Below are 17,882 nucleotides of genomic sequence, written 5' to 3' on the forward strand. Positions count from 1 at the left end.
GGCGGGGGATCCTGACAGTCCGGAGAGCCCCCGCCCGCCCCTGGTCACACCCGTACGGGCAGCCGCTCCGGCTCCGAACCGGCCGTCGGCGCGGGCTTCTTCGCCAGCGGACCCGGCCACCACACCTTCCGCCCGAGCAGCACGCTCGCGCTGGTGACCAGGTAGGTGCGGACCAGGAAGGTGTCGAGCAGGACACCGACCGCGATCACGAAGCCGAGCTCGGCCAGTTGCACCATCGGCATGTTGACGAGGACCGCGAAGGTGGCGGCGAGGACGAGTCCGGCCGAGGCGATCACCCCGCCGGTCGTGCGCAGGGCCGTGAGGGCCGCAGCCCCCGGCTCCGCCCCGGTCAGGCACTCCTCGCGCATCCGGTGCATCAGGAAGATGCCGTAGTCGACACCGAGGGCGACGAGGAAGACGAAGGAGAGCAGCGCCAGGCCCGGGTCGGTTCCCCCGAAGCCGAACAGGGGCTCGAAGACGAGCCCGCCGATGCCGAGGGCGGCTCCCCAGACGGCGACGACGGCGGCGACCAGGATCAGCGGTGCGACGAGGCTGCGCAGCAGCACGACCAGGACGAGCAGGACCACGGCGATGACGAGTGGAACGACGATGTTCCGGTCGCCGGTGTTGGTGTCGGTCATGTCGAGTTGTTCGGCGCTCGGCCCGCCGACGTACACGCCCTCGCCGAGTGCGGTCCGCAGCCCCTTGATGGTCGCGGTCTCGGCCGCGGACTGCGGGGGGTCTGCGGCGATGACCGAGATCTCCGTCCAGCCGCCGCCGCTGCGGCCGGGCTCGGCCTTCGCGATGCCGTCGGTCGCCAGGGCGGTACGCAGTGCCGCGGGGGCTTCGCCGGCCGGGGCCACGACGGTGATCGGCTGGGTTCCCATCTCCGGGTACGCCACGGCGAGCGTCTTCATCGCGGCGACCGCCTCCGGCGTGGAGGTGAAGGAGTCCTCCTGCTTGAGTGCTCCGGGCAGGTTCAGCGCACCGAGGGCGAGCGCGGCCAGGGCGGCACCGCCCGCGACGAGGACGAGGAGCGGACGGCGCCCGGCCGAGGAACCCATGGCGGCGAAGAGGGAACGGCGCGCGGCCTTCGGCTCGCTTCCGTACGCCGGGATCAAGGGCCAGAACACCCGCCGGCCGAGAACGACGAGCACGGCGGGGAGCAGCGTCAGCATGGCGAGGAGTGCGCACAGGACCCCGACGGCGGCCGTGGGGCCCATGCCCCTGCTGCTGTTCATGTCGGCGGCGAGCAGGCAGAGCATGCCGAGGGCGACGGTGCCGGAGGAGGCGAGGACGGCGGGGCCGCAACCGCGCAGGGCGGTGACCATGGCGTCGTAGGGGCGCGGGGTACGGCGCAGTTCCTCGCGGTAGCGGGAGACGAGCAGGAGGGCGTAGTCGGTGCCCGCACCGAAGACGAGGATCGTCATGACGCCGGTGCTCTGGCCGGAGACGCTGATGTCGAAGCCCTGGTGGAGGGCGTAGGTGACGGCCATGGAGAGGTAGTCGGCGACGCCGGCGACGACCAGCGGGACGAGCCACAGGAAGGGGCTGCGGTAGATGACGATCAGGAGTACGGCGACGACGGCGACGGTGGTGTAGAGGAGCGGGCCGTCGAGGGAGTTGTAGACCTCGCTCGCGTCGGTGGCGAGGGCTCCGGGTCCGCCGACCTCGCCGCTGACCGTCTCGCGGACGTCCAGGACGAAGGCGTCCCTGGCCGTTTCGTCCGTACCCGGCTCGGTGCTGGACACGGCGTAGAAGAGGGTGGCGCCGTCCTCCGACGGGACGGGCTGCGGGGGCGAGGTGAGCGGGTGCTCGGCGGCGACCTGCGCGACTTCCCGGGCGGCGGTCGCCTTGTCGGCGGGGGTCAGTCCGCCGTCGCGGTGGTAGACGAGCACGAGGTCGGTGGAGTCCCCGCCGGGCATCTGCTCGGTGATCTTCGCGACCTGGGTCGAGTCGGCGCTCGCCGGCAGGTAGTCGACGGCGCGGTCGCGTTGTACGTCGCCGAGCTTTCCGGCGAGGGGTGCGGCGAGGGCGATCACGATCACCCACAGGGCCAGCACCCCCCAGCCGATGGTCTTCCTGCGGCCCTCCATCGCGGGCTCCTTCCGGTAGGGGCGTTCGGGTCGATCCCAGATTCCCGTCGTCCGGAGGCGAAGTCGTCGCGCTGAGGGCCGAGCCGTTCCTTACTGCCGGGGGTGGCACGGAGGCCCGGTTACTCCCGGGGGAGTACGGGCAGGGGCGGTCGTCCCGCCGGGCCACGGCATCGGGGGAGGCCGGGGCGCGTCCCGCGCGGGAGCGAACCCGGTGCGTATCGGCGGGTACGGCCTGAGCCGCTTGGTCACGGTGTTCGGGCACGGCGCGATCGGAACTCAGGCCGGGGTGAGGCCTGCCGGGTGGGGCCAGCCGCGACCGTGGTCGACGTCCGGCCGGGTCTCGTCCTCGGGCCGCCGTGCGGCGATCCGGCCCCGGCGTCGTGCCGCCGTGCGAATCAGCCCGTCCCGGCGGCGTTCAGGAGGCCGGGCCAGTCGGGGATCTTGACCGAGCGGCGGCCGAGGGAGTGGCCGAGAGCCGCTTCGGCCTCTTCGATGGCGAGCCAGCCCGGCCATTCCACCGGGTGGAGGCCTGCCGCGCGGAGGGCGGCCAGGGGGTCCTCCGGGAGGTCGCGGGCGGCCAGCGCCGGTGCGTCCTGGAGCAGCGAGGACGCCGTCTCCTTCGCGCAGGGCCGGTTCGTGCCGATCACCCCGGTCGGGCCGCGCTTGATCCACCCGGCCACGTACTCGCCGACCGAGGCCCGGCCGTCCCTCACCACCCGGCCTGCCGCGTGCGGGACGGTGCCCCGGGCCGGGTCGAAGGGCAGCCCCGGCAGGGGCACGCCCTGGTAGCCCACCGACCTCAGCACCAGCTCCGCGTCGATCTCCTCGTACGTGCCGGTGCCGGTCACCCCGCCCCGTCCGTCCGGCAGGGTGTGTTCGAGGCGCACCGCCCGGACCCGGCCGTCCGGGCCGGCCAGCAGTTCCACCGGCCGCAGGAAGAAGCGGAGCACGATGCGCCGCTCAGGGGCCGGACCGGCCGGACCCGCTTCAGCGGCGGCCGGCGGTGCCTCCGCCCAGCCGCGCAGCACCTCCACGTTGCGCCGGTTCACGGCCGGCAGCCCGGTCGCGCCCGCCGGGTCCGCGTAGGCCGGGTCCAGGGCCAGCTCGGCCGGGTCCAGGGCGACCGCGACCCCGGGCAGCGTGCCCAGCTCGCGCAGCTCCTTGGTGGTGAACTTGCCCTGTGCCGGGCCGCGCCGGGCGACCATCGCCACCTCCCGCACCCCGCTCCCGGCCAGCGCCCCGAGGGCCGGCTGCGGCATGTCGGTGGGCCGCAGCTCCGCCTCGCCGCGGGCCAGGATCCGGGTCACGTCCACGGCGACGTTGCCCGCGCCGATCACCACCGCCGACCGCACCCCGGCCAGCCCGAAGTCCTCGCCCACCGCATCGGGGTGCGCGCTGTACCAGTTGACGAAGGCGGTGGCGGAGTGCACCCCGGCCAGCTCCTCGCCGGGGATGCCCAGGTGCCGGTCCCGGGCGGCGCCCACGCAGTACACGACCGCGTGGTACAGCTCCAGCAGCCGCCCGGTGGGCAGGGCCCCGCCGCCCACCTCGACGTTGCCCAGGAACCGGATCCGCTCGTCCTCCAGCACCCCGCGCAGGTTCCCCTGCAGGGACTTGATCTTCTCGTGGTCGGGTGCCACCCCGTACCGGACCAGCCCGTACGGCGCGGGCAGGCGGTCCAGTACGTCGACCCGCACGCCCGGCACCTCACGCTGCTCGACGAGCTCTTTCGCGGCGTAGACCCCGCTCGGTCCCGAACCGACGACGGCCACACGAAGCACGGCGGAGCTCCTTCCGCGGATGACTCCCCTACGACTCCCGTAAAGGCCCAGCATGCCACCGTGGCCCCCGCCCGTCAGCCCGCCCGGCAGTACACGCCGGAGGTCACTTCATCGAGCGCATCCGGTTGATCTCCGCGGTCTGCTGGGCCACCACGTCGTTCGCCATCTCCTCCACGGCCACATTGTTCCCGCCGGACAGCGCCTCGCCCGCCATGGTCACCGCCCCCTCGTGGTGCGTGATCATCAGGGTGAGGAAGAGGCGGTCGAAGGCCTCGCCCCTGGCCTCGCCCAGCTCCGCGAGCTGCCCTTCGGTGGCCATCCCCGGCATCCCGCCGTGGTGGGCGTGCCCGCCCTGCCCGCTGCCGCCGGTCGGGGCCGCGGGCGCCGGGTGCTTGCGCAACCAGCTCTCCATGGAGCCGATTTCGGGCTTCTGCGCCGCCGAGATGCGCTCGGCGAGCCGCTTCACCGGCTCGCCCGAGGCCCGTTCGGGCACCAGCGCGGTCATGGTCAGCGCCTGCCGGTGGTGCTCGATCATGCGCTGTACATAGGCGAAGTCGGCGGCGTTGGGACTGTCGTCGGGACGTTCCCGTTCCGCCTGCTCGGGGGAGAGCGTGCGGGCCTTCTCGCCCGGCTTCCCCGGCGCGATGATCACCGGTCCGTCCCCGTCGGCACGGTCGGCGGAGTCGTCCTGGCACCCGGTGAGCCCGACCCCCAGCACCGCCGCCGCGAGCGCACATACGAAACCGCGCGATATCCCCTTTGCCATGTCCATGAAGGGGAAGATACTGCCGGGGTCCACGTTCCGTTCCCACCAGGAACGGATTGAAGGGACACCAAGGGAGGGCACAGTGACCTCGACGCACCACACCCGTGTGCGGCGCAGGAGGCTGGGGGTGGCCGCCGCCGCGGCCGGTCTCCTCGCCACGCTCCTGGCCGCCGGCCCGGCGAACGCCACGCCGGACCCCGGAGACACACAGCGATCCCCGGGTGCGCGCACCAGCACCGGTGCATCCACCGGCACTCCCGGCCAGGACGAGATCGTCCACAGCCGGAACATCAAGCACCTCGCGAACATACCCAGTACCAACCCCGACGGCATCGAGACCGACATCGCCTTCCAGGGCAAGTACGCCTACGCGGGCAGCTACGACGGTTTCACCATCTACGACATCGGCAACCCCAGGGCCCCCAAGACCGTCACCCAGGTCCGCTGCCCCGGCGGCCAGAACGACATCTCCGTCTCCGGTGACCTGCTGTTCCTCTCCACCGACTCCTCGCGCAGCGACGACTCCTGCAACAGCGTCTCGCAGCCCGCCACCGAGAAGTCCTCGTGGGAGGGCATCAAGATCTTCGACATCAAGGACAAGAAGAACCCCAAGTACATCAAGTCCGTCGAGACGGCCTGCGGTTCGCACACCCACACCCTGGTGCCGGGCGGCCGGGACATCTACGTCTACGTCTCCTCCTACTCGCCCCGGGACGAGTTCCCCGACTGCAAGCCGCCGCACGACGGCATTTCCGTGATCAAGGTGCCGAAGAAGGCGCCGACCCAGGCCTCGGTCGTCGGCTTCCCCGTCCTCTTCCCGGACGGCGGCAACCCGGGCGCCCCCACCAACCCGGGCGTCTCCAAGACCACCGGCTGCCACGACATCACCGTGCTGCCCTCGAAGAACCTGGCCGCCGGCGCCTGCATGGGCGACGGCATCCTCTTCGACATCAGCGAGCCCGAGCAGCCCAAGGTCATCGACCGGGTCCAGGACAACGTCAACTTCGCCTTCTGGCACTCGGCCACCTTCAACGAGCGCGCGAACAAGGTGGTGTTCACCGACGAGCTCGGCGGCGGCGTCGGCGCCACCTGCAACGAGGCCACCGGCCCCAACCGGGGCGCCGACGGCATCTACGACATCACCGGCCGCGGGGACCAGCGCAAGCTCGCCTTCCGCAGCTACTTCAAGATCCCGCGCCACCAGGCCGACACCGAGAACTGCGTGGCGCACAACGGCTCGCTGATCCCGGTCGGCGGCGGCCGCGACATCATGGTCCAGGCCTGGTACCAGGGCGGCCTGTCCGTCTGGGACTTCACCGACTCCGCGAAGCCGAAGGAGATCGCCTTCTTCGAGCGCGGCCCGCTCGACCCGGCCGCGCTGTCGCTGGGCGGATCCTGGTCCGCGTACTACTACAACGGGCACATCTACTCGAACGACATCGCCAAGGGCCTCGACGTGCTGCGCATCGACGACTGGCGCACCGACAGTGCCAGGGGGGTGTGGCTGGACCGGCTGAACGTCCAGAGCCAGCCCGACTACCGCTGAGGCGGCGTCCCGCCGGGCGGCTCGCATCCGCCCGGCGGGACCCCCAGCTCCCAGTCCAGCCCGTACCGCTGGAACAGCTCTGCCCGCAGCCGGTCCGGCGGCATCGCCGCACCCGGCAGCAGCACCGCGAACACCGCGCCCATCAGCAGCGCCCGCAGCATCGGGTAGTCCACGTCCGGGGCCGGCGAACCGTGCCGGGCCACCGTCTCCTTCAGCAGCTCGGCCAGCCGCTGCTGCTCCGGGCACTGCACGAACCCCTCGGCCTGCAGGATGCCCGCCATGTGGGTGCGCATCAGCAGCGGCTGGTCCCGGGCCAGTCCGAGGATCGCGTCGATGGCCCGGGCCAGCCGCTCCCGCCCGTCCTCCGTCCGCGGCTCCCGCTCCAGCGCCTCGTGGAGGGTCCGGTGCATCAGCCGGTGCACGGCGGACTGCAGCAACTGCCGCTTGCCGGGGAAGTAGTACGACACCAGACCGCGGGCCGCGCCCGCCCGGTCGGCGATGTCCCCCAGGGTGGTCGCCTCGTACCCGTGTTCGGCCACCAGATCGACCGTGGCCTGGAGCAGCCGCTCGCGGGAGCGTCTGCGCAATTCTTCATTGACCGTTGCGCTGCGCGGGGACATGCTTACTCCTGCGTTGACTGGCTCCGAGCCAATATACTCAGCGCACCCAGGCCCACCGGTGCTCGGCGACGCGGGGGATCGCCGAGCACCGGTGCGCCCGGCGCTGCCCCGCGGGCCCGGCCGGTGCCCTCGAAGAGGTCGGCGCGAAGGTGTCAGCGCACGGGCGGACCTCAGCGCTCCTCGAAGACCAGGTCCTCCGGCGGCACCGTCAGCCGTACGGTCTGCGCGTCCGTCTCCACCACCGTGGACAGGCCCGTGAACTGACCGCGGGAGAGCACCAGCACCCGGTCGTCCCGCTGGTCCAGATAGGCACGGAACCCGGCGAGCGAGGGATCGCCCGCCCCCAGCGTCAGATAGTCGGCCAGCCGCCGGAACAGCTTGGGCAGCAGCACCGCGGTCTCGGAGAGCGAGGCCAGCCCGTCGACCTTCGCCCCGTACGGGGTCTGGTCCAGCGGCCACACCCCGAGCCCCTCCGAGCGGGCCCGGAGCGTCGCACGTGTCATGGCCTCGCGCAGGTCGGCGAACAGCTTCCGGTAGTACGTCGGATACGCGAGCCCCGTCCGCAGCTGGTGCAGGTTGGCGGTGCGGCCCAGCAGCGCCGGCTCCACGTGCAGCCAGGTCCCGCTCGGCGCCGGGGCCGGCCCGCGCCCCGCCAGCGCCACGCACCGGCCGTTGACGTCCGCGCCCCGGGTCAGCACGAACCCCGGCGCGGCGGCCGGCTCCGAGGAGGTCACCGTGCCGTGGCCGTCCCGCAGCACCGCGGCGAAGCCCAGCCAGGCCGTCAGCTCGTCCGCCGCGTCCTCTCCGAACGGCGCCGGCTGGCCCAGCTCGCTGCCGTGAGCCGGTACGTAGTGGGTCTCCAGGGTGTCGATGCCGTCCAGCCTGAGCTGGGCGGCGCCCGAGCGGTTCGCGCGCACCCGGTGCGGGCCCGGCACCAGACCCCAGTGCGCGGGGTCGGCCGGAGCGAACCGCACCGAGTCCCCGTCCGGCCGGGCTCCCAGTACCCGGTAGCTTCCCTCGATCACGAGCATCGGCACGGTGGCCTCCCCATCGACGGCGCGATCCTGCGGTCCTGCGGTGCTGTCCTGCGGTGTGGTCGTGCGGTGTGGTCCTGCGGTCCGGTCCGGTGCGGCCGGTGCCGGTGCCGGTGCCGGTGTCAGCCGCTGTCAGGATCCCCGCTGCCGGGCCGCCGGAGAAGAGGGCCGCCCGGCGTGTCGCGCGCGGCCCCGGACAGCGCCGCCAGCACCAGGACCGCCCCCGCCAGCCAGCCGCCCAGCACGTCGGACGGCCAGTGGACACCGAGGTACACCCGCGTGAACCCGACCCCGAGCACCGAGACGGCCGCCACCGCCCACGCCCACCGCGAGTCGGGGGCCAGCCACAGCAGCAGACCGCACACCACCGTCGCGGTCAGCGCGTGCCCCGAGGGATAGGCCGCGTAGTCCGCGCTGTCCACCGGGTCCGGCCACACCGGCCGGTCACGGCCGACCGCCGCCTTCACCGTCTGCTGCACCACGACGGCCACCACCAGGGTCAGCAGGAAGCGCACGGCCAGGGCCCGTTCGCCCCGCCACCACAGCCACCCGCAGACCGCCACCAGCAGGGCGCGCATCGTCCACGGGTCCCACACCCAGTCGCTCAGCACCCGGCTGACGGCGATGACCGCCGGATGCGCGACGGCATGCTCGTGCAGCGTCCCCGCGATCCCCGTGTCGAACCGGACCAGCGGCGGCAGCCGCAGCAGCACCGCCACGGTGAGTGCCGCCGCGAGCAGCAGGCACCCGGCGCACGCCGCCCTCAGCCACCTGCTCGTACTCCACGTTCCCCGTTGCATAGCTCGGCATCCTCGCACCAGGCCCCGCCGGGGCAGGATTCCGCCCGCCGGAGCCGCCGGGCCATGTCGTCCGCACGACGTACCGTGGAAGCGCGGAGGTGGCTCATAGGGATGCCGGAGCGGACGCTGCACGTGAACGGAGTGGACCTGGCGGCCCAGACGTTCGGGGACCCGGCCGCGCCGGCCGTCCTGCTGATCTCCGGGGCCGAGGCGACGATGGACTGGTGGGACGAGGAGTTCGTGGCCAGGCTCGCGAACGGCGGCCGGTACGCGGTGCGCTACGACACCCGCGACACCGGACGTTCCACGACCTGGCCGGTCGGCGCCCCCGGCTACACGCAGGCGGACCTGGTCGCCGACGCGCTCGGCGTCATGGACGCTCTCCGCATCCGTGCCGCGCACATCGTGGGCGTCTCCATGGGCGGCGGCATCGCCCAGCGGCTCGGCGTCGAACACCCGGACCGGGTGGCGACCCTCACCCTCATCGCCACGAGCCCGGACGGCCCCGGCAGTCCCGGACACCCTGACCTGCCGCCGATGAGCGGCGAACTGGCGGAGATGTTCGACGCGCCCGGTGAGGGACCGGACTGGACCGACCGGGAGGCGGTGGTCGACCACTTCGTGACGGCCGAGCACGCCTTCGCGGGCGCGATCCCGGTCGACGAGGAATCCCTGCGGCGGACCGCCGGGCGGGCCTTCGACCGCAGCCCGGTGCCGGCCGCCGCAGGCAACCACTGGCTGATCGAGGGCGGCACGCCGGTACGGGACCGGCTCGGCACGATCGGAGCCCCCACGCTCGTGCTGCACGGCACCGAGGACCCGCTCTTCCCGTACGCCCACGGCGAGGCGCTGGCCCGGGAGATCCCCGGCGCGCGGCTGGTCCCGCTCACCGGCATGGGGCACCAGATGCCGCCGCGCGAGCTCTGGGACACGGTCGTGACCGAGATCCTCGCGCACACCGGCGTGCCGGTCAGAGGTGCGAGTTGATCTCCTTGGGACCGTAGAGGGCGGCGGCTTCTCCGGTGACCATGGCCCAGTAGCGGTCGCCGAAAGACCAGTGCCACCATTCCGTCGGATAGTTCACCAGACCCGCGACGGTGAGCACGGAGCCCAGCAGCTTCCGGTTGGCCCGGGCCTCCTCACTGATGTTGAGGGCGTCGGTGTAGCAGGCACCCGCGCTCTCCTCCGGATCCGCATTCATCCGTGTTCCCAGGTTCAGCTCGCGCCCGCCGGCGTCGGCCAAGGTGAGGTCGACGGCCGCGCCCGCACTGTGCGGAGCGATCTCGGGCGGGGACACGTACCGGCTCGCCGCCGAGTGGATCTCCTCGGCCTGCCACTCGGGGTTGCCGGTGCGCAGCTGGTCGGCGTACTCCTCGAAGTACTTCCGTTGGAGCGCGGGTGGCCGGTACCCCTCGACGAACAGCAGGCGCAGGCCCCGTGGAAGCAGGGCCTGGGCTTCGAGCAGCCGGTCCAGCACTCCCTCCCGCAGGTACGCGAAGGCGTCCGCAGGGTCCTGCTTGCGTGCGTCGACCAGCAAGGAGTCCCCGATGCGGACGTCCACGAGGCGTTCACCGCATTCCGTAACGGGTATCGCGGCGACCCTGGGATCTGACATCAGAACGATCTCAGTCATGAGGTGATCATCTCGCATGTCTCAACCTGGCGAACCCTCCCGGACACGGCCTAGGTGAGGGCGCTGAGCCCCGGCCCGAAGGCCACCAGCAGCGGCAGCGCCGGCACCAGGGCCGCCACCGCGGTCAGGCCCAGCCGGTGGCCCGGGGACAGCCGCGGGGTGGCCGCGAGCAGCCGGTTGACCCGCTGCGGGACGTGCGCCTCCGGCGCGGCGTAGGGGCCGAACACGCCCCGGTCCTCGTTCAGCCCCACCAGCGCCAGGGCGGTGGTCAGCCGGCCGAACCGGCGCGAGGCCACGTCGTCGGCGGCCAGCTCCACCAGGTGGTGCATCTCGTCGCGGAACGCCGCGAACACCCGCACCTGCGGGAACGCCCCCGAAAGCGCACGCGAGCAATTCAGCAGCCATTCGTGCCGGGCGACCGCATGCCCCTGCTCGTGCGCGAGCACAGCGTCGAGCTGACGGCCCTTCAGCCGGTTCAGCGCGGCGGTGGTCACCACCAGCTGCGGGGCCGCCCCCGGCACCCACCAGGCTCCGGGCCGTTCGCCCTCCAGCAGCACCAGCCGCACCGGACCGGGGTCCTCGCCGGGCAACAGCGGTGCCCGCAATAGCAGTTCGGACCGGCGGGCGCGCCGCCGGGCCCGCGCCCGCAGCACCTCGCGGGTCAGCATCGCCCCGGTCCACACCGCACCGCCTGCCAGCACCACGGCAGTGCCGGCCGCCCACGGCCCGCCCGTGACCGGCCCGTACGCCTCGGCCACTCCGTGCGGGGCCGGCGCGAACAGCCGCCCGCGCACCGCCTGCCAGGCCGCGGCAGCGCTCAGCAGCATCGACAGGCCGAGGCAGAGCAGCACCCCGGCCACCGCGCACTGCCACACCCACAACGCCACCACCGGCTCGCGTTCGGGCCATGCCGCGCGACCCAGCAACCGGGGGGCCACGACAGCCGTCAGCGCGCCGAGCACCAGGAGAACGGCGGAGACCATCATGTCCGACAGCCTATGAGCGGGCGCCTACCTGCAGGTACGGTCCGGTGGCATTGGTGACGCACGACACGTTTCGCACGGTACGCCGCCGTCACTGCAGGAGCAGCATGGCGAACATGCCCATGCCCATGGCGAGTCGGCAGGCCCGGGTCAGCCCGGCGGGCTCCCCGGTCCCGCCCGCGACCGCGGTACCCCCGGCACCGCCCCCGGCCCCGGCCACGGCTGCCGCCGGGGCCGGTCCCGGCACCAGCCGCACGCCGCTCAGCAGCACATAGGCCGTGTAGTAGAGGAGCAGCGCCCCGGTCAGCACCCGCGCTCCCGGCGAGAAGGCCATGTGCACCATCGCCAGCGAGCCCACCAGATGGTGCGCGTGGTGGCGGCCGCCGGCCCGCAACTGCCACAGCGCGTGCACCGAGGCGACGCAGAACACCGCCCCCAGCGCGAGGTGGAACCCGCGCACCCCGGCCGCCTGCGGCACCGCCATCGCCGCCATGCCCAGCCCCATCACCCCGTCCGCCCGGTCCGCCGGTCCGCGCCCGCGCAGCAGGCAGTACGCGCCGCTGGCCGCACACAGCAGCACCAGCAGCCAGGACGGCAGGGGCGGCGCGGAATGGTGCACGGCGGAACCTCCCGGTTCGACGGTGACACCGGAAGAGATGCCCGCGCCACACCGCCCGCACGCCGGACCGGGTTAGGCTTCGGCGACTGGAACAGATGAACGGAGCCGCCGATGTCCACGCCCGCAGCCCTCAGCTTCCGCAGCGCCACCGAGGCCGACGTCGACTCCCTGGTCGAGCTCGTCGAGTCGGCGTACCGGGGCGAGTCGAGCAGGGGCGGCTGGACCACCGAAGCGGACTACCTGGACGGCCAGCGCACCGACCCGGGCGGCGTCCGCGAGATCGTGGAGAACCCGGACTCGCTGCTGCTGGCGGTGGAGCGCGACGGCGAGCTCGTGGCCTGCTGCCAGCTCGAACACCGGGGTGACCACGCCTACTTCGGCATGTTCGCGGTCCGCCCCGGCCTCCAGGGAGCCGGGCTCGGCAAGGAGATCCTGGCCGAGGCCGAGCGGCGCGCCGCACAGGACTGGGGCGTGAAGGAGATGCGGATGACCGTGATCAACATCCGCGAGGAGCTCATCGCCTACTACGAGCGGCGCGGTTACCGCCGCACCGGGGAGCTGAGCCCCTTCCCGTACGGGGACGAGCGCTTCGGCCGGCCCCGCCGCGACGACCTCGCCTTCGAACTGCTGGTGAAGCCCCTCTAGGGCCTGTCGTCGAACTCCCGCCGTCCTTGTCCCTGCCCGTCCTGCCCTGTCCGGTCCGAGTCGGACAGGGCAGGGGACCAGGGACCGCTCAGGCGGTCTCGGGGACCGCTCAGGCGGTGAACCTGCCGGTCAGCCGGATCTCGGGGAAGTCGGTGGCGGCGCCGTCCAGTTCCAGGGCGCGCACCAGCCGCAGGTGGTCCATGGTGTTCACGGTCCAGCCGGTGACCCGCAGTCCCGCGGTGTGAGCGGACTCCACGGTCTCCAGCGTCAGCCGCCGGATGTTCAGGGAGACCGTTTCGGCGCCCGCTGCCAGAGCCCGGTCCACGATGTCCTCGCCGTACCGGCTCGCCGTCAGCGTGGTCCGCACGCCCGGCACCAGCCGGGCGATCTCGGCCAGCGCCGCGTCCTGGACGGAGGCCACCTCCACCCGCGTGGTCAGGTCCAGCCGCAGCATGACGGCGGCCAGCGCCGCCGCGGCGCCGCGGTCCGAGACCCCGACCAGCAGCGGGGTCCTGACGGCGTCGAGCACCTCCTCGAACAGCGGCACCCGCTCGCCCAGCCCGGCGTCCAGCTCGCGCAGCTCGGCCAGGGTGAGGTCGGCGACGGCGCCCGACCCGTCCGTGGTGCGGTCCACTTCCGGGTCGTGCAGGACGACGAGTGCGCCGTCCTTGCTGACCTGTACGTCCAGACCGATGACATCCATGCCGGAGCGTTCCGCGTGGACGAACGACCGGAGGGTGTTCTCCGGTTCGACACCCATGACTCCGCGGTGACCGATGGTGAGGAAAGTCAAGGTTCTCTCGCTTCCGTCGACGGCGGCTCCCGGCGACGGCCCGGTGTCCCGACCGAACCGCGCGGGTGAGGACGCATCGTAGTGCTCCGGAAGCAGGATGTGACCGGTCGTGCAGCGCCCCGGCAGGGCCGTCCGGCCGGTTCCCTCCAGGGCCGGACCGGCCCCTCCCGGGCCCGCGCGACCGGCCCGTGTCACCCGGGCGTGGGCGCGTCCCCGCCGCCTTGACCCGGACCCTCGACCTCAGGTCCAGGGTGAGGTCCGGAGCCGGGCTCCGGCCGTTCCGCCAGGGCGGCGATGTCCGCGAGCAGGGCCTCGGCGAGCTCCAGTTCCGCCAGGTGCTGCCGCTCGCTCCAGCGCAGCGCCAGGGCGGGGAACGCCCACTCCGGGACCTCCGCCGCGTGCACCATGGCCTCCCGTACGGACGCCAGCTCGGCGCGGGTGCGCTCCTGGTGCTCCGCGACCATCGCGCGCAGCCGGTCCGGGTCGGACAGGTGCCCCAGCCAGACCCGCAGCAGCAGCCCGTGCTTGAGCACCGGAGGCCCGGCCTCGGCCGTGTCGGCCGCCCAGCCGGCCAGCGCCTCGCGCCCCTCCGGGGTGATGGCGTACCGGCGCTTGGTCCGGGTCTCCTCCGGGCCGGAGCGCTCGGACGCGGCGTACCCGAGCTGCTCCAGGCGGCGCAGCTCGGCGTAGATCTGGCTGATGGCCGGCGACCAGTAGAAGAAGCGGAGCGAGGAGTCGGCCCACTTCTTCAGTTCGTAGCCGGTGCGGGCGCCCGGGAACGAGAGCAGCCCGAGGACCGCCCACGCGGTCGGCGGAAGGTCTTGCTTCTTTGGCTTATGACTACTAGTCATATTCCGAATTGAAGTGACGCCGGACACGGGACGCAACCCTGGAGGCACCGTGAAATTCTCCGTGATCTTTGAGGCTCAACTTGCAGACCCGACCGTCGAACGGGAGCACCAGGTCATCCGCGACTGCGTCGAGCAGGCCGTGCTCGCCGAACGCATGGGCTTCGACCGGATCTGGGCCGTCGAACACCACTCGCTGAAGTGGTACGCACACATGAGCGCACCTGAAGTGTTCCTCAGCTTCGTGGCGGCCAGGACGAACACCATACGCATCGGCCACGGCGTCGTGTGCATGCCCTTCAACTTCAACCACCCGGCCCGGGTCGCCGAACGGGCCGCCATGCTCGACCTGCTCTCCGGCGGCCGGCTCGACCTCGGTGCCGGACGCGGCGGCACCGAACAGGAGACCTCCCTGTGCGGGGTGGACCGGGAGCGCACCGCGCAGGAGGTGGAGGAGGCCCTGCGGATCATCGGCAAGGCCTGGCAGCAGGAGGAGCTGGAGTACCACGGCGAGCTCATCGACATCGCCCCGCACCCGATCCTGCCCAGGCCCGCGCAGACCCCGCACCCGCCGCTGTTCCTGGCGTGCAGCCGCGAGGAGACCCTGGTGCAGGCCGCCGAACTGGGCATCGGCGCGCTGGTCATGGGCTTCGCCGGACCCGAGTCGATCGCCGGGATGCGCGCGGTCTACGACGCCGCCCGCGCGGGCCGCGACGGCAGCCGGTTCGTGTCCACCGTCGTGAACGACCACTTCTCGGTGCTGTGCCCCACCATCGTCCTCGACGACCCCGAGGAGGCCCGCCGCACCGGCATCCGCGGACAGCGCTTCTTCGCCCAGTCCATCGGCCACTGGTACGGCGGAGCGGGCGTCCCGGACGAGGCCGTGGTCGACGGGACCGACGAGGCCGCCGAGCTGCGCCGGGCCGCCGAGCAGGTCGTCGCCCGGCTCAACGAGCAGCGGATCCCGGTGCGGCCCACCTCCACCGCCACCTTCAACGCCGACCACGCCTACGGCAGCGCCGACGACGCGATCGCCTACGTGGAGCGGCTCCGCGACGCCGGGGCCGACGAGATCATGTGCCTGGTCCAGATGGGCACGGTGCCGCAGGAGGCCTGCCTGGAGACCCTGCGCCAGTGGGGCGAGAAGGTCATCCCGCACTTCCGTGGTGCCGAGCGGGCGGGGGACGCCGCATGACCACCACACCGGACAGCGCCGCCCACGACCGCCTCGACCCCGCCGCGCGGCCCTTCGTCGACGCGCTCACCGCCGTCTTCCCCGATGTCGGAGGGGCCGTCACCGACGCCGCCGAGGCCCGGCGGATCCTCGCCGCGACACCCCGGACGCCAGGCGAACCGCTCCGGGTGGGAGCGGTGGAGGACCGGACCGTCCCCGGGCCGCCAGGGGCCCCGCCCGTGCCGGTCCGGATCTACTTCCCCGACCCCGGGGAACGGCCCGGCCCGCGGCCCACCGTGGTCTTCAGCCACGGCGGCGGCTTCGTCCTCTGCGACCTCGACACCCACGACGCCACGGCCCGCGCGTTCTGCCGGGAGGCCGGCGCCGTCGTGGTCTCGGTGGACTACCGGCGCGCCCCCGAGCACCCCTTCCCGGCCCCGGTGGAGGACGTCCACGCCGCCCTGTGCTGGGCCGGCGAGCACATCGCCGCACTCGGCGGCGACCCCGGAGCCCTGGTGGTGGCCGGGGACAGCGCGGGAGGAACCCTGTCCGCGGCCGCGCTGCTGCTGGCCGCGGAACGCGGCGGCCCGCCGGTGGCGCTCCAGGTGCTCGTCTACCCGGCGGTCTCGGCAGGGCTGGACTTCGACTCGTACCGGCGCAACGGCACCGGCTACTACCTCACCACCGCCCACCTCCGCTGGTTCTGGGCGCAGTACCTGGGAGCCGACGGCGATGTCCGCGACCCCCTGGTCTCGCCGCTGCACGCCCCCGGCGAGGCCCTCGCGGCGCTGCCGCCCGCCCATGTGGTGGTCGCCGGGTGCGATCCGCTGCACGACGACGGGCTGGCCTGGCACCGGGCGCTGCTCGGCCACGGCGTCCCCTCGGTCCTCGATTCCCACCCGGGGATGTTCCACGGCTTCCTCGCCCTGGCGGACTTCCTGCCCCCGGCACGGGCCGCGCTGCGAGGAATCGGCGGAGCCATCGCCTCCACGGTTGCGCACGGGAAGTCTTCCGGTGAAGTGAGGGGGACGACAGGATAATTTCCGGCCTCCCCTCTTGAGCGGGAGAGCCTCACATGTATACGTTGTCCATACGTGAGGTTCTCCTGTGGAGGAAGTGACATGACGGAAACTCTTGTGCCGGGCGTCGGCGGGGCCGTAATAACCGCCGGGTCGCGGGTGGTGGACCACCCCGCGTGGCCCGCGCTCAAGGCCGCCGTGGAGGAGATCCGCCCCTGGCAGTCCAAGGACGGCTCCATCGACTTCGAGGCCGAGGGTGCTCCCGGCCGCGCCGACGCGGAGGACGCCGTCCGCCGCATGATCGCCGCCGTCGAGGAGCTCTCCCCGCTGCTCCCGCACGCCACCGCCTACCACCAGGCCCTCGTCACCGACCTGCGCACGTGGGCCGAGAGCGGCTTCCCGGTGCCGGACTTCCTCGACTCCCTGCTGGCCTTCCACCCGGCCGCGGAGCGCGTCGACGGCCGCCAGCACCTCGTCGTGTTCCCCATGTACACGCAGAACGGCAACCTGGACCGCAACTTCGAGGCCGTCGTGCTGAAGATGGTGTGGCCCGAGTGGCTCTCCGAGCTGGAGCGCACCCGCTACGACAACCCGCTGTTCCTCGGCATCACCTTCGAGGACTTCACCGCGGGCTACGACACGAACTCCGCCGTGCTCTTCCCGGAGACCATCGCCGTCCGCGAGGCCCCCGAGCGCTTCACCTGGGGCGGCATCTTCTGCGACCGCGAGGCCGCCCGCTTCCGCAAGGTGACCGAGGCCGCCGTGGAGACCCTGGGCATGCAGCTGCCCGAGGACATCGCCGCGATGATCACCGACCAGGAGCGCTGCGAGAAGGCCTTCGTCCTGTGGGACATGGTCCACGACCGCACCCACAGCCACGGTGACCTGCCGTTCGACCCCTTCATGATCAAGCAGCGCCAGCCGTTCTGGATGTACGGCCTGGAGGAGCTGCGCTGCGACCTCACCGCCTTCAAGGAGGCCGTGCAGCTGGAGGCCGAGGGCAACGTCCACGGCCGCGACGTGCAGTACGCCGTGCTGTTCGACCGGATGTTCCGCTTCCCGCTCACCGGCGACCGCAACCGCAACTACGACGGTCTCGGCGGCCAGCTGCTCTTCGCCTACCTCCACAAGCACGACGTCGTGCGCTGGACGGACAACAAGCTGCGGATCGACTGGGAGCGCGCGCCCCAGATCACCAACCAGCTGTGCGCCGAGATCGAGAAGCTGTACCGCGACGGCATCGACCGCCCCAAGCTCGTCCACTGGTTCAAGGCGTACGAGCTGGTCTCCACCTACCTGGCCCCGCACCCGGGCTCCAAGTGGGCCAAGGGCCCGGACGCGCTGGACCTGACGCAGCCGCCCCGCAAGCTCGTGGACGACGTGCTTCCCGACGAGTTTCCGCTCAGCATGTTCTTTGAGGCGCTCGCCAAGAAGCTCAAGGGAGTGATCGCCTCCACGAAGGGGATCACCGCGCAGAACGCCGACCTCGCTGACGCCGGCGCGACCGCCGCGTGATTCCTCGCCC

17 protein-coding genes are annotated in these 17,882 nt (G+C 72.6%); 6 read left to right on the forward strand and 11 right to left on the reverse strand.

What is annotated here, in order from left to right:
• Positions 1-44: 44 nt before the first annotated feature.
• The 3 genes from ACGFQ9_RS20670 to ACGFQ9_RS20680 all read right to left on the reverse strand — a co-directional run bounded on the left by ACGFQ9_RS20670 (position 45) and on the right by ACGFQ9_RS20680 (position 4,649).
• Positions 45-2,096, reverse strand: a complete 2,052-nt coding sequence (locus ACGFQ9_RS20670) for an MMPL family transporter (protein ID WP_393575472.1) — start codon at positions 2,094-2,096, stop codon at positions 45-47.
• Positions 2,097-2,491: 395 nt separating this feature from the next.
• Positions 2,492-3,877 (reverse strand): FAD-dependent oxidoreductase, encoded by a 1,386-nt coding sequence (locus ACGFQ9_RS20675; RefSeq protein ID WP_393575473.1) that lies wholly within the window; start codon positions 3,875-3,877, stop codon positions 2,492-2,494.
• Positions 3,878-3,980: 103 nt separating this feature from the next.
• Positions 3,981-4,649 carry a DUF305 domain-containing protein gene (locus tag ACGFQ9_RS20680; RefSeq protein WP_393575475.1) on the reverse strand — a complete coding sequence of 223 codons (669 nt, stop codon included), beginning with the start codon at positions 4,647-4,649 and terminating at the stop codon, positions 3,981-3,983.
• A gap of 76 nt (positions 4,650-4,725) precedes the next feature.
• Here ACGFQ9_RS20680 and ACGFQ9_RS20685 point away from each other — a divergent pair, with 76 nt between their 5' ends.
• Positions 4,726-6,189, forward strand: a complete 1,464-nt coding sequence (locus ACGFQ9_RS20685; RefSeq protein WP_393575477.1) for an LVIVD repeat-containing protein — start codon at positions 4,726-4,728, stop codon at positions 6,187-6,189.
• Here the strand turns inward: ACGFQ9_RS20685 and ACGFQ9_RS20690 are convergent.
• The 3 genes from ACGFQ9_RS20690 to ACGFQ9_RS20700 form a co-directional block, all read right to left on the reverse strand.
• Positions 6,180-6,809 carry a TetR/AcrR family transcriptional regulator gene (locus ACGFQ9_RS20690; RefSeq protein ID WP_393575478.1) on the reverse strand — a complete coding sequence of 210 codons (630 nt, stop codon included), beginning with the start codon at positions 6,807-6,809 and terminating at the stop codon, positions 6,180-6,182. The two genes, ACGFQ9_RS20685 and ACGFQ9_RS20690, sit on opposite strands and share 10 nt — an antisense overlap.
• Before the next feature lie 170 nt (positions 6,810-6,979).
• On the reverse strand, positions 6,980-7,840 hold the full coding sequence (locus ACGFQ9_RS20695; RefSeq protein WP_393575983.1) for a nuclease: 861 nt from the start codon (positions 7,838-7,840) through the stop codon (positions 6,980-6,982).
• Between the two features lie 125 nt (positions 7,841-7,965).
• Entirely contained in the window at positions 7,966-8,643 is a 678-nt protein-coding gene (locus ACGFQ9_RS20700; protein WP_393575479.1) for a phosphatase PAP2 family protein, read from the reverse strand.
• A 111-nt stretch (positions 8,644-8,754) separates the two neighbouring features.
• Here ACGFQ9_RS20700 and ACGFQ9_RS20705 point away from each other — a divergent pair, with 111 nt between their 5' ends.
• Positions 8,755-9,630 carry an alpha/beta fold hydrolase gene (locus tag ACGFQ9_RS20705; RefSeq protein WP_393575481.1) on the forward strand — a complete coding sequence of 292 codons (876 nt, stop codon included), beginning with the start codon at positions 8,755-8,757 and terminating at the stop codon, positions 9,628-9,630.
• Here the strand turns inward: ACGFQ9_RS20705 and ACGFQ9_RS20710 are convergent.
• From ACGFQ9_RS20710 to ACGFQ9_RS20720, 3 genes are all read right to left on the reverse strand, one after another.
• Positions 9,614-10,276, reverse strand: coding sequence for a M15 family metallopeptidase (locus ACGFQ9_RS20710; protein WP_393575483.1), 663 nt, complete (start codon positions 10,274-10,276; stop codon positions 9,614-9,616). The two genes, ACGFQ9_RS20705 and ACGFQ9_RS20710, sit on opposite strands and share 17 nt — an antisense overlap.
• 50 nt (positions 10,277-10,326) lie before the next feature.
• Positions 10,327-11,262: a M56 family metallopeptidase gene (locus tag ACGFQ9_RS20715; protein WP_393575485.1), complete on the reverse strand. Its 936-nt coding sequence runs from the start codon at positions 11,260-11,262 to the stop codon at positions 10,327-10,329.
• An 88-nt stretch (positions 11,263-11,350) separates the two neighbouring features.
• The gene (locus ACGFQ9_RS20720) at positions 11,351-11,878 is read right to left on the reverse strand and encodes a DUF5134 domain-containing protein (RefSeq protein WP_393575486.1); all 528 of its coding nucleotides are present in this window, start codon (positions 11,876-11,878) and stop codon (positions 11,351-11,353) included.
• Between the two features lie 111 nt (positions 11,879-11,989).
• Between ACGFQ9_RS20720 and ACGFQ9_RS20725 the strand changes: the two genes are divergently transcribed.
• Positions 11,990-12,523, forward strand: coding sequence for a GNAT family N-acetyltransferase (locus tag ACGFQ9_RS20725; RefSeq protein WP_393575487.1), 534 nt, complete (start codon positions 11,990-11,992; stop codon positions 12,521-12,523).
• A gap of 109 nt (positions 12,524-12,632) precedes the next feature.
• Here the strand turns inward: ACGFQ9_RS20725 and ACGFQ9_RS20730 are convergent, their stop codons facing one another.
• Entirely contained in the window at positions 12,633-13,316 is a 684-nt protein-coding gene (locus ACGFQ9_RS20730) for a glycerophosphodiester phosphodiesterase (RefSeq protein ID WP_393575488.1), read from the reverse strand.
• 191 nt (positions 13,317-13,507) lie between these two features.
• On the reverse strand, positions 13,508-14,167 hold the full coding sequence (locus tag ACGFQ9_RS20735; RefSeq protein ID WP_393575490.1) for a helix-turn-helix transcriptional regulator: 660 nt from the start codon (positions 14,165-14,167) through the stop codon (positions 13,508-13,510).
• 49 nt (positions 14,168-14,216) lie between these two features.
• Here ACGFQ9_RS20735 and ACGFQ9_RS20740 point away from each other — a divergent pair, with 49 nt between their 5' ends.
• The 3 genes from ACGFQ9_RS20740 to ACGFQ9_RS20750 all read left to right on the forward strand — a co-directional run bounded on the left by ACGFQ9_RS20740 (position 14,217) and on the right by ACGFQ9_RS20750 (position 17,872).
• Complete coding sequence (locus ACGFQ9_RS20740) at positions 14,217-15,359, forward strand: LLM class flavin-dependent oxidoreductase (RefSeq protein ID WP_393575491.1); 1,143 nt, start codon at positions 14,217-14,219, stop codon at positions 15,357-15,359.
• Positions 15,356-16,378: an alpha/beta hydrolase gene (locus tag ACGFQ9_RS20745; RefSeq protein ID WP_393575493.1), complete on the forward strand. Its 1,023-nt coding sequence runs from the start codon at positions 15,356-15,358 to the stop codon at positions 16,376-16,378. Before ACGFQ9_RS20740 ends, ACGFQ9_RS20745 begins: the two co-directional genes overlap by 4 nt.
• 81 nt (positions 16,379-16,459) lie before the next feature.
• On the forward strand, positions 16,460-17,872 hold the full coding sequence (locus ACGFQ9_RS20750) for a DUF6421 family protein (RefSeq protein ID WP_393575494.1): 1,413 nt from the start codon (positions 16,460-16,462) through the stop codon (positions 17,870-17,872).
• The last annotated feature ends 10 nt before the right edge of the window (positions 17,873-17,882 follow it).

Origin of the sequence: Streptomyces sp. NPDC048603, from assembly GCF_043199475.1 — a bacterium.
Taxonomy (GTDB): domain Bacteria; phylum Actinomycetota; class Actinomycetes; order Streptomycetales; family Streptomycetaceae; genus Streptomyces.

What these genes read in the sequence shown, in the direction of transcription:
- ACGFQ9_RS20670 (WP_393575472.1), bottom strand. Translation starts at nt 2,096, where the DNA reads ATGGAGGGCCGCAGGAAGACCATCGGCTGGGGGGTGCTGGCCCTGTGG.
- ACGFQ9_RS20680 (WP_393575475.1), bottom strand. Translation starts at nt 4,649, where the DNA reads ATGGACATGGCAAAGGGGATATCGCGCGGTTTCGTATGTGCGCTCGCG.
- ACGFQ9_RS20690 (WP_393575478.1), bottom strand. Translation starts at nt 6,809, where the DNA reads ATGTCCCCGCGCAGCGCAACGGTCAATGAAGAATTGCGCAGACGCTCC.
- ACGFQ9_RS20695 (WP_393575983.1), bottom strand. Translation starts at nt 7,840, where the DNA reads ATGCTCGTGATCGAGGGAAGCTACCGGGTACTGGGAGCCCGGCCGGAC.
- ACGFQ9_RS20700 (WP_393575479.1), bottom strand. Translation starts at nt 8,643, where the DNA reads ATGCAACGGGGAACGTGGAGTACGAGCAGGTGGCTGAGGGCGGCGTGC.
- ACGFQ9_RS20705 (WP_393575481.1), top strand. Translation starts at nt 8,755, where the DNA reads ATGCCGGAGCGGACGCTGCACGTGAACGGAGTGGACCTGGCGGCCCAG.
- ACGFQ9_RS20710 (WP_393575483.1), bottom strand. Translation starts at nt 10,276, where the DNA reads ATGACTGAGATCGTTCTGATGTCAGATCCCAGGGTCGCCGCGATACCC.
- ACGFQ9_RS20715 (WP_393575485.1), bottom strand. Translation starts at nt 11,262, where the DNA reads ATGATGGTCTCCGCCGTTCTCCTGGTGCTCGGCGCGCTGACGGCTGTC.
- ACGFQ9_RS20725 (WP_393575487.1), top strand. Translation starts at nt 11,990, where the DNA reads ATGTCCACGCCCGCAGCCCTCAGCTTCCGCAGCGCCACCGAGGCCGAC.
- ACGFQ9_RS20735 (WP_393575490.1), bottom strand. Translation starts at nt 14,167, where the DNA reads ATGACTAGTAGTCATAAGCCAAAGAAGCAAGACCTTCCGCCGACCGCG.
- ACGFQ9_RS20745 (WP_393575493.1), top strand. Translation starts at nt 15,356, where the DNA reads ATGACCACCACACCGGACAGCGCCGCCCACGACCGCCTCGACCCCGCC.
- ACGFQ9_RS20750 (WP_393575494.1), top strand. Translation starts at nt 16,460, where the DNA reads ATGACGGAAACTCTTGTGCCGGGCGTCGGCGGGGCCGTAATAACCGCC.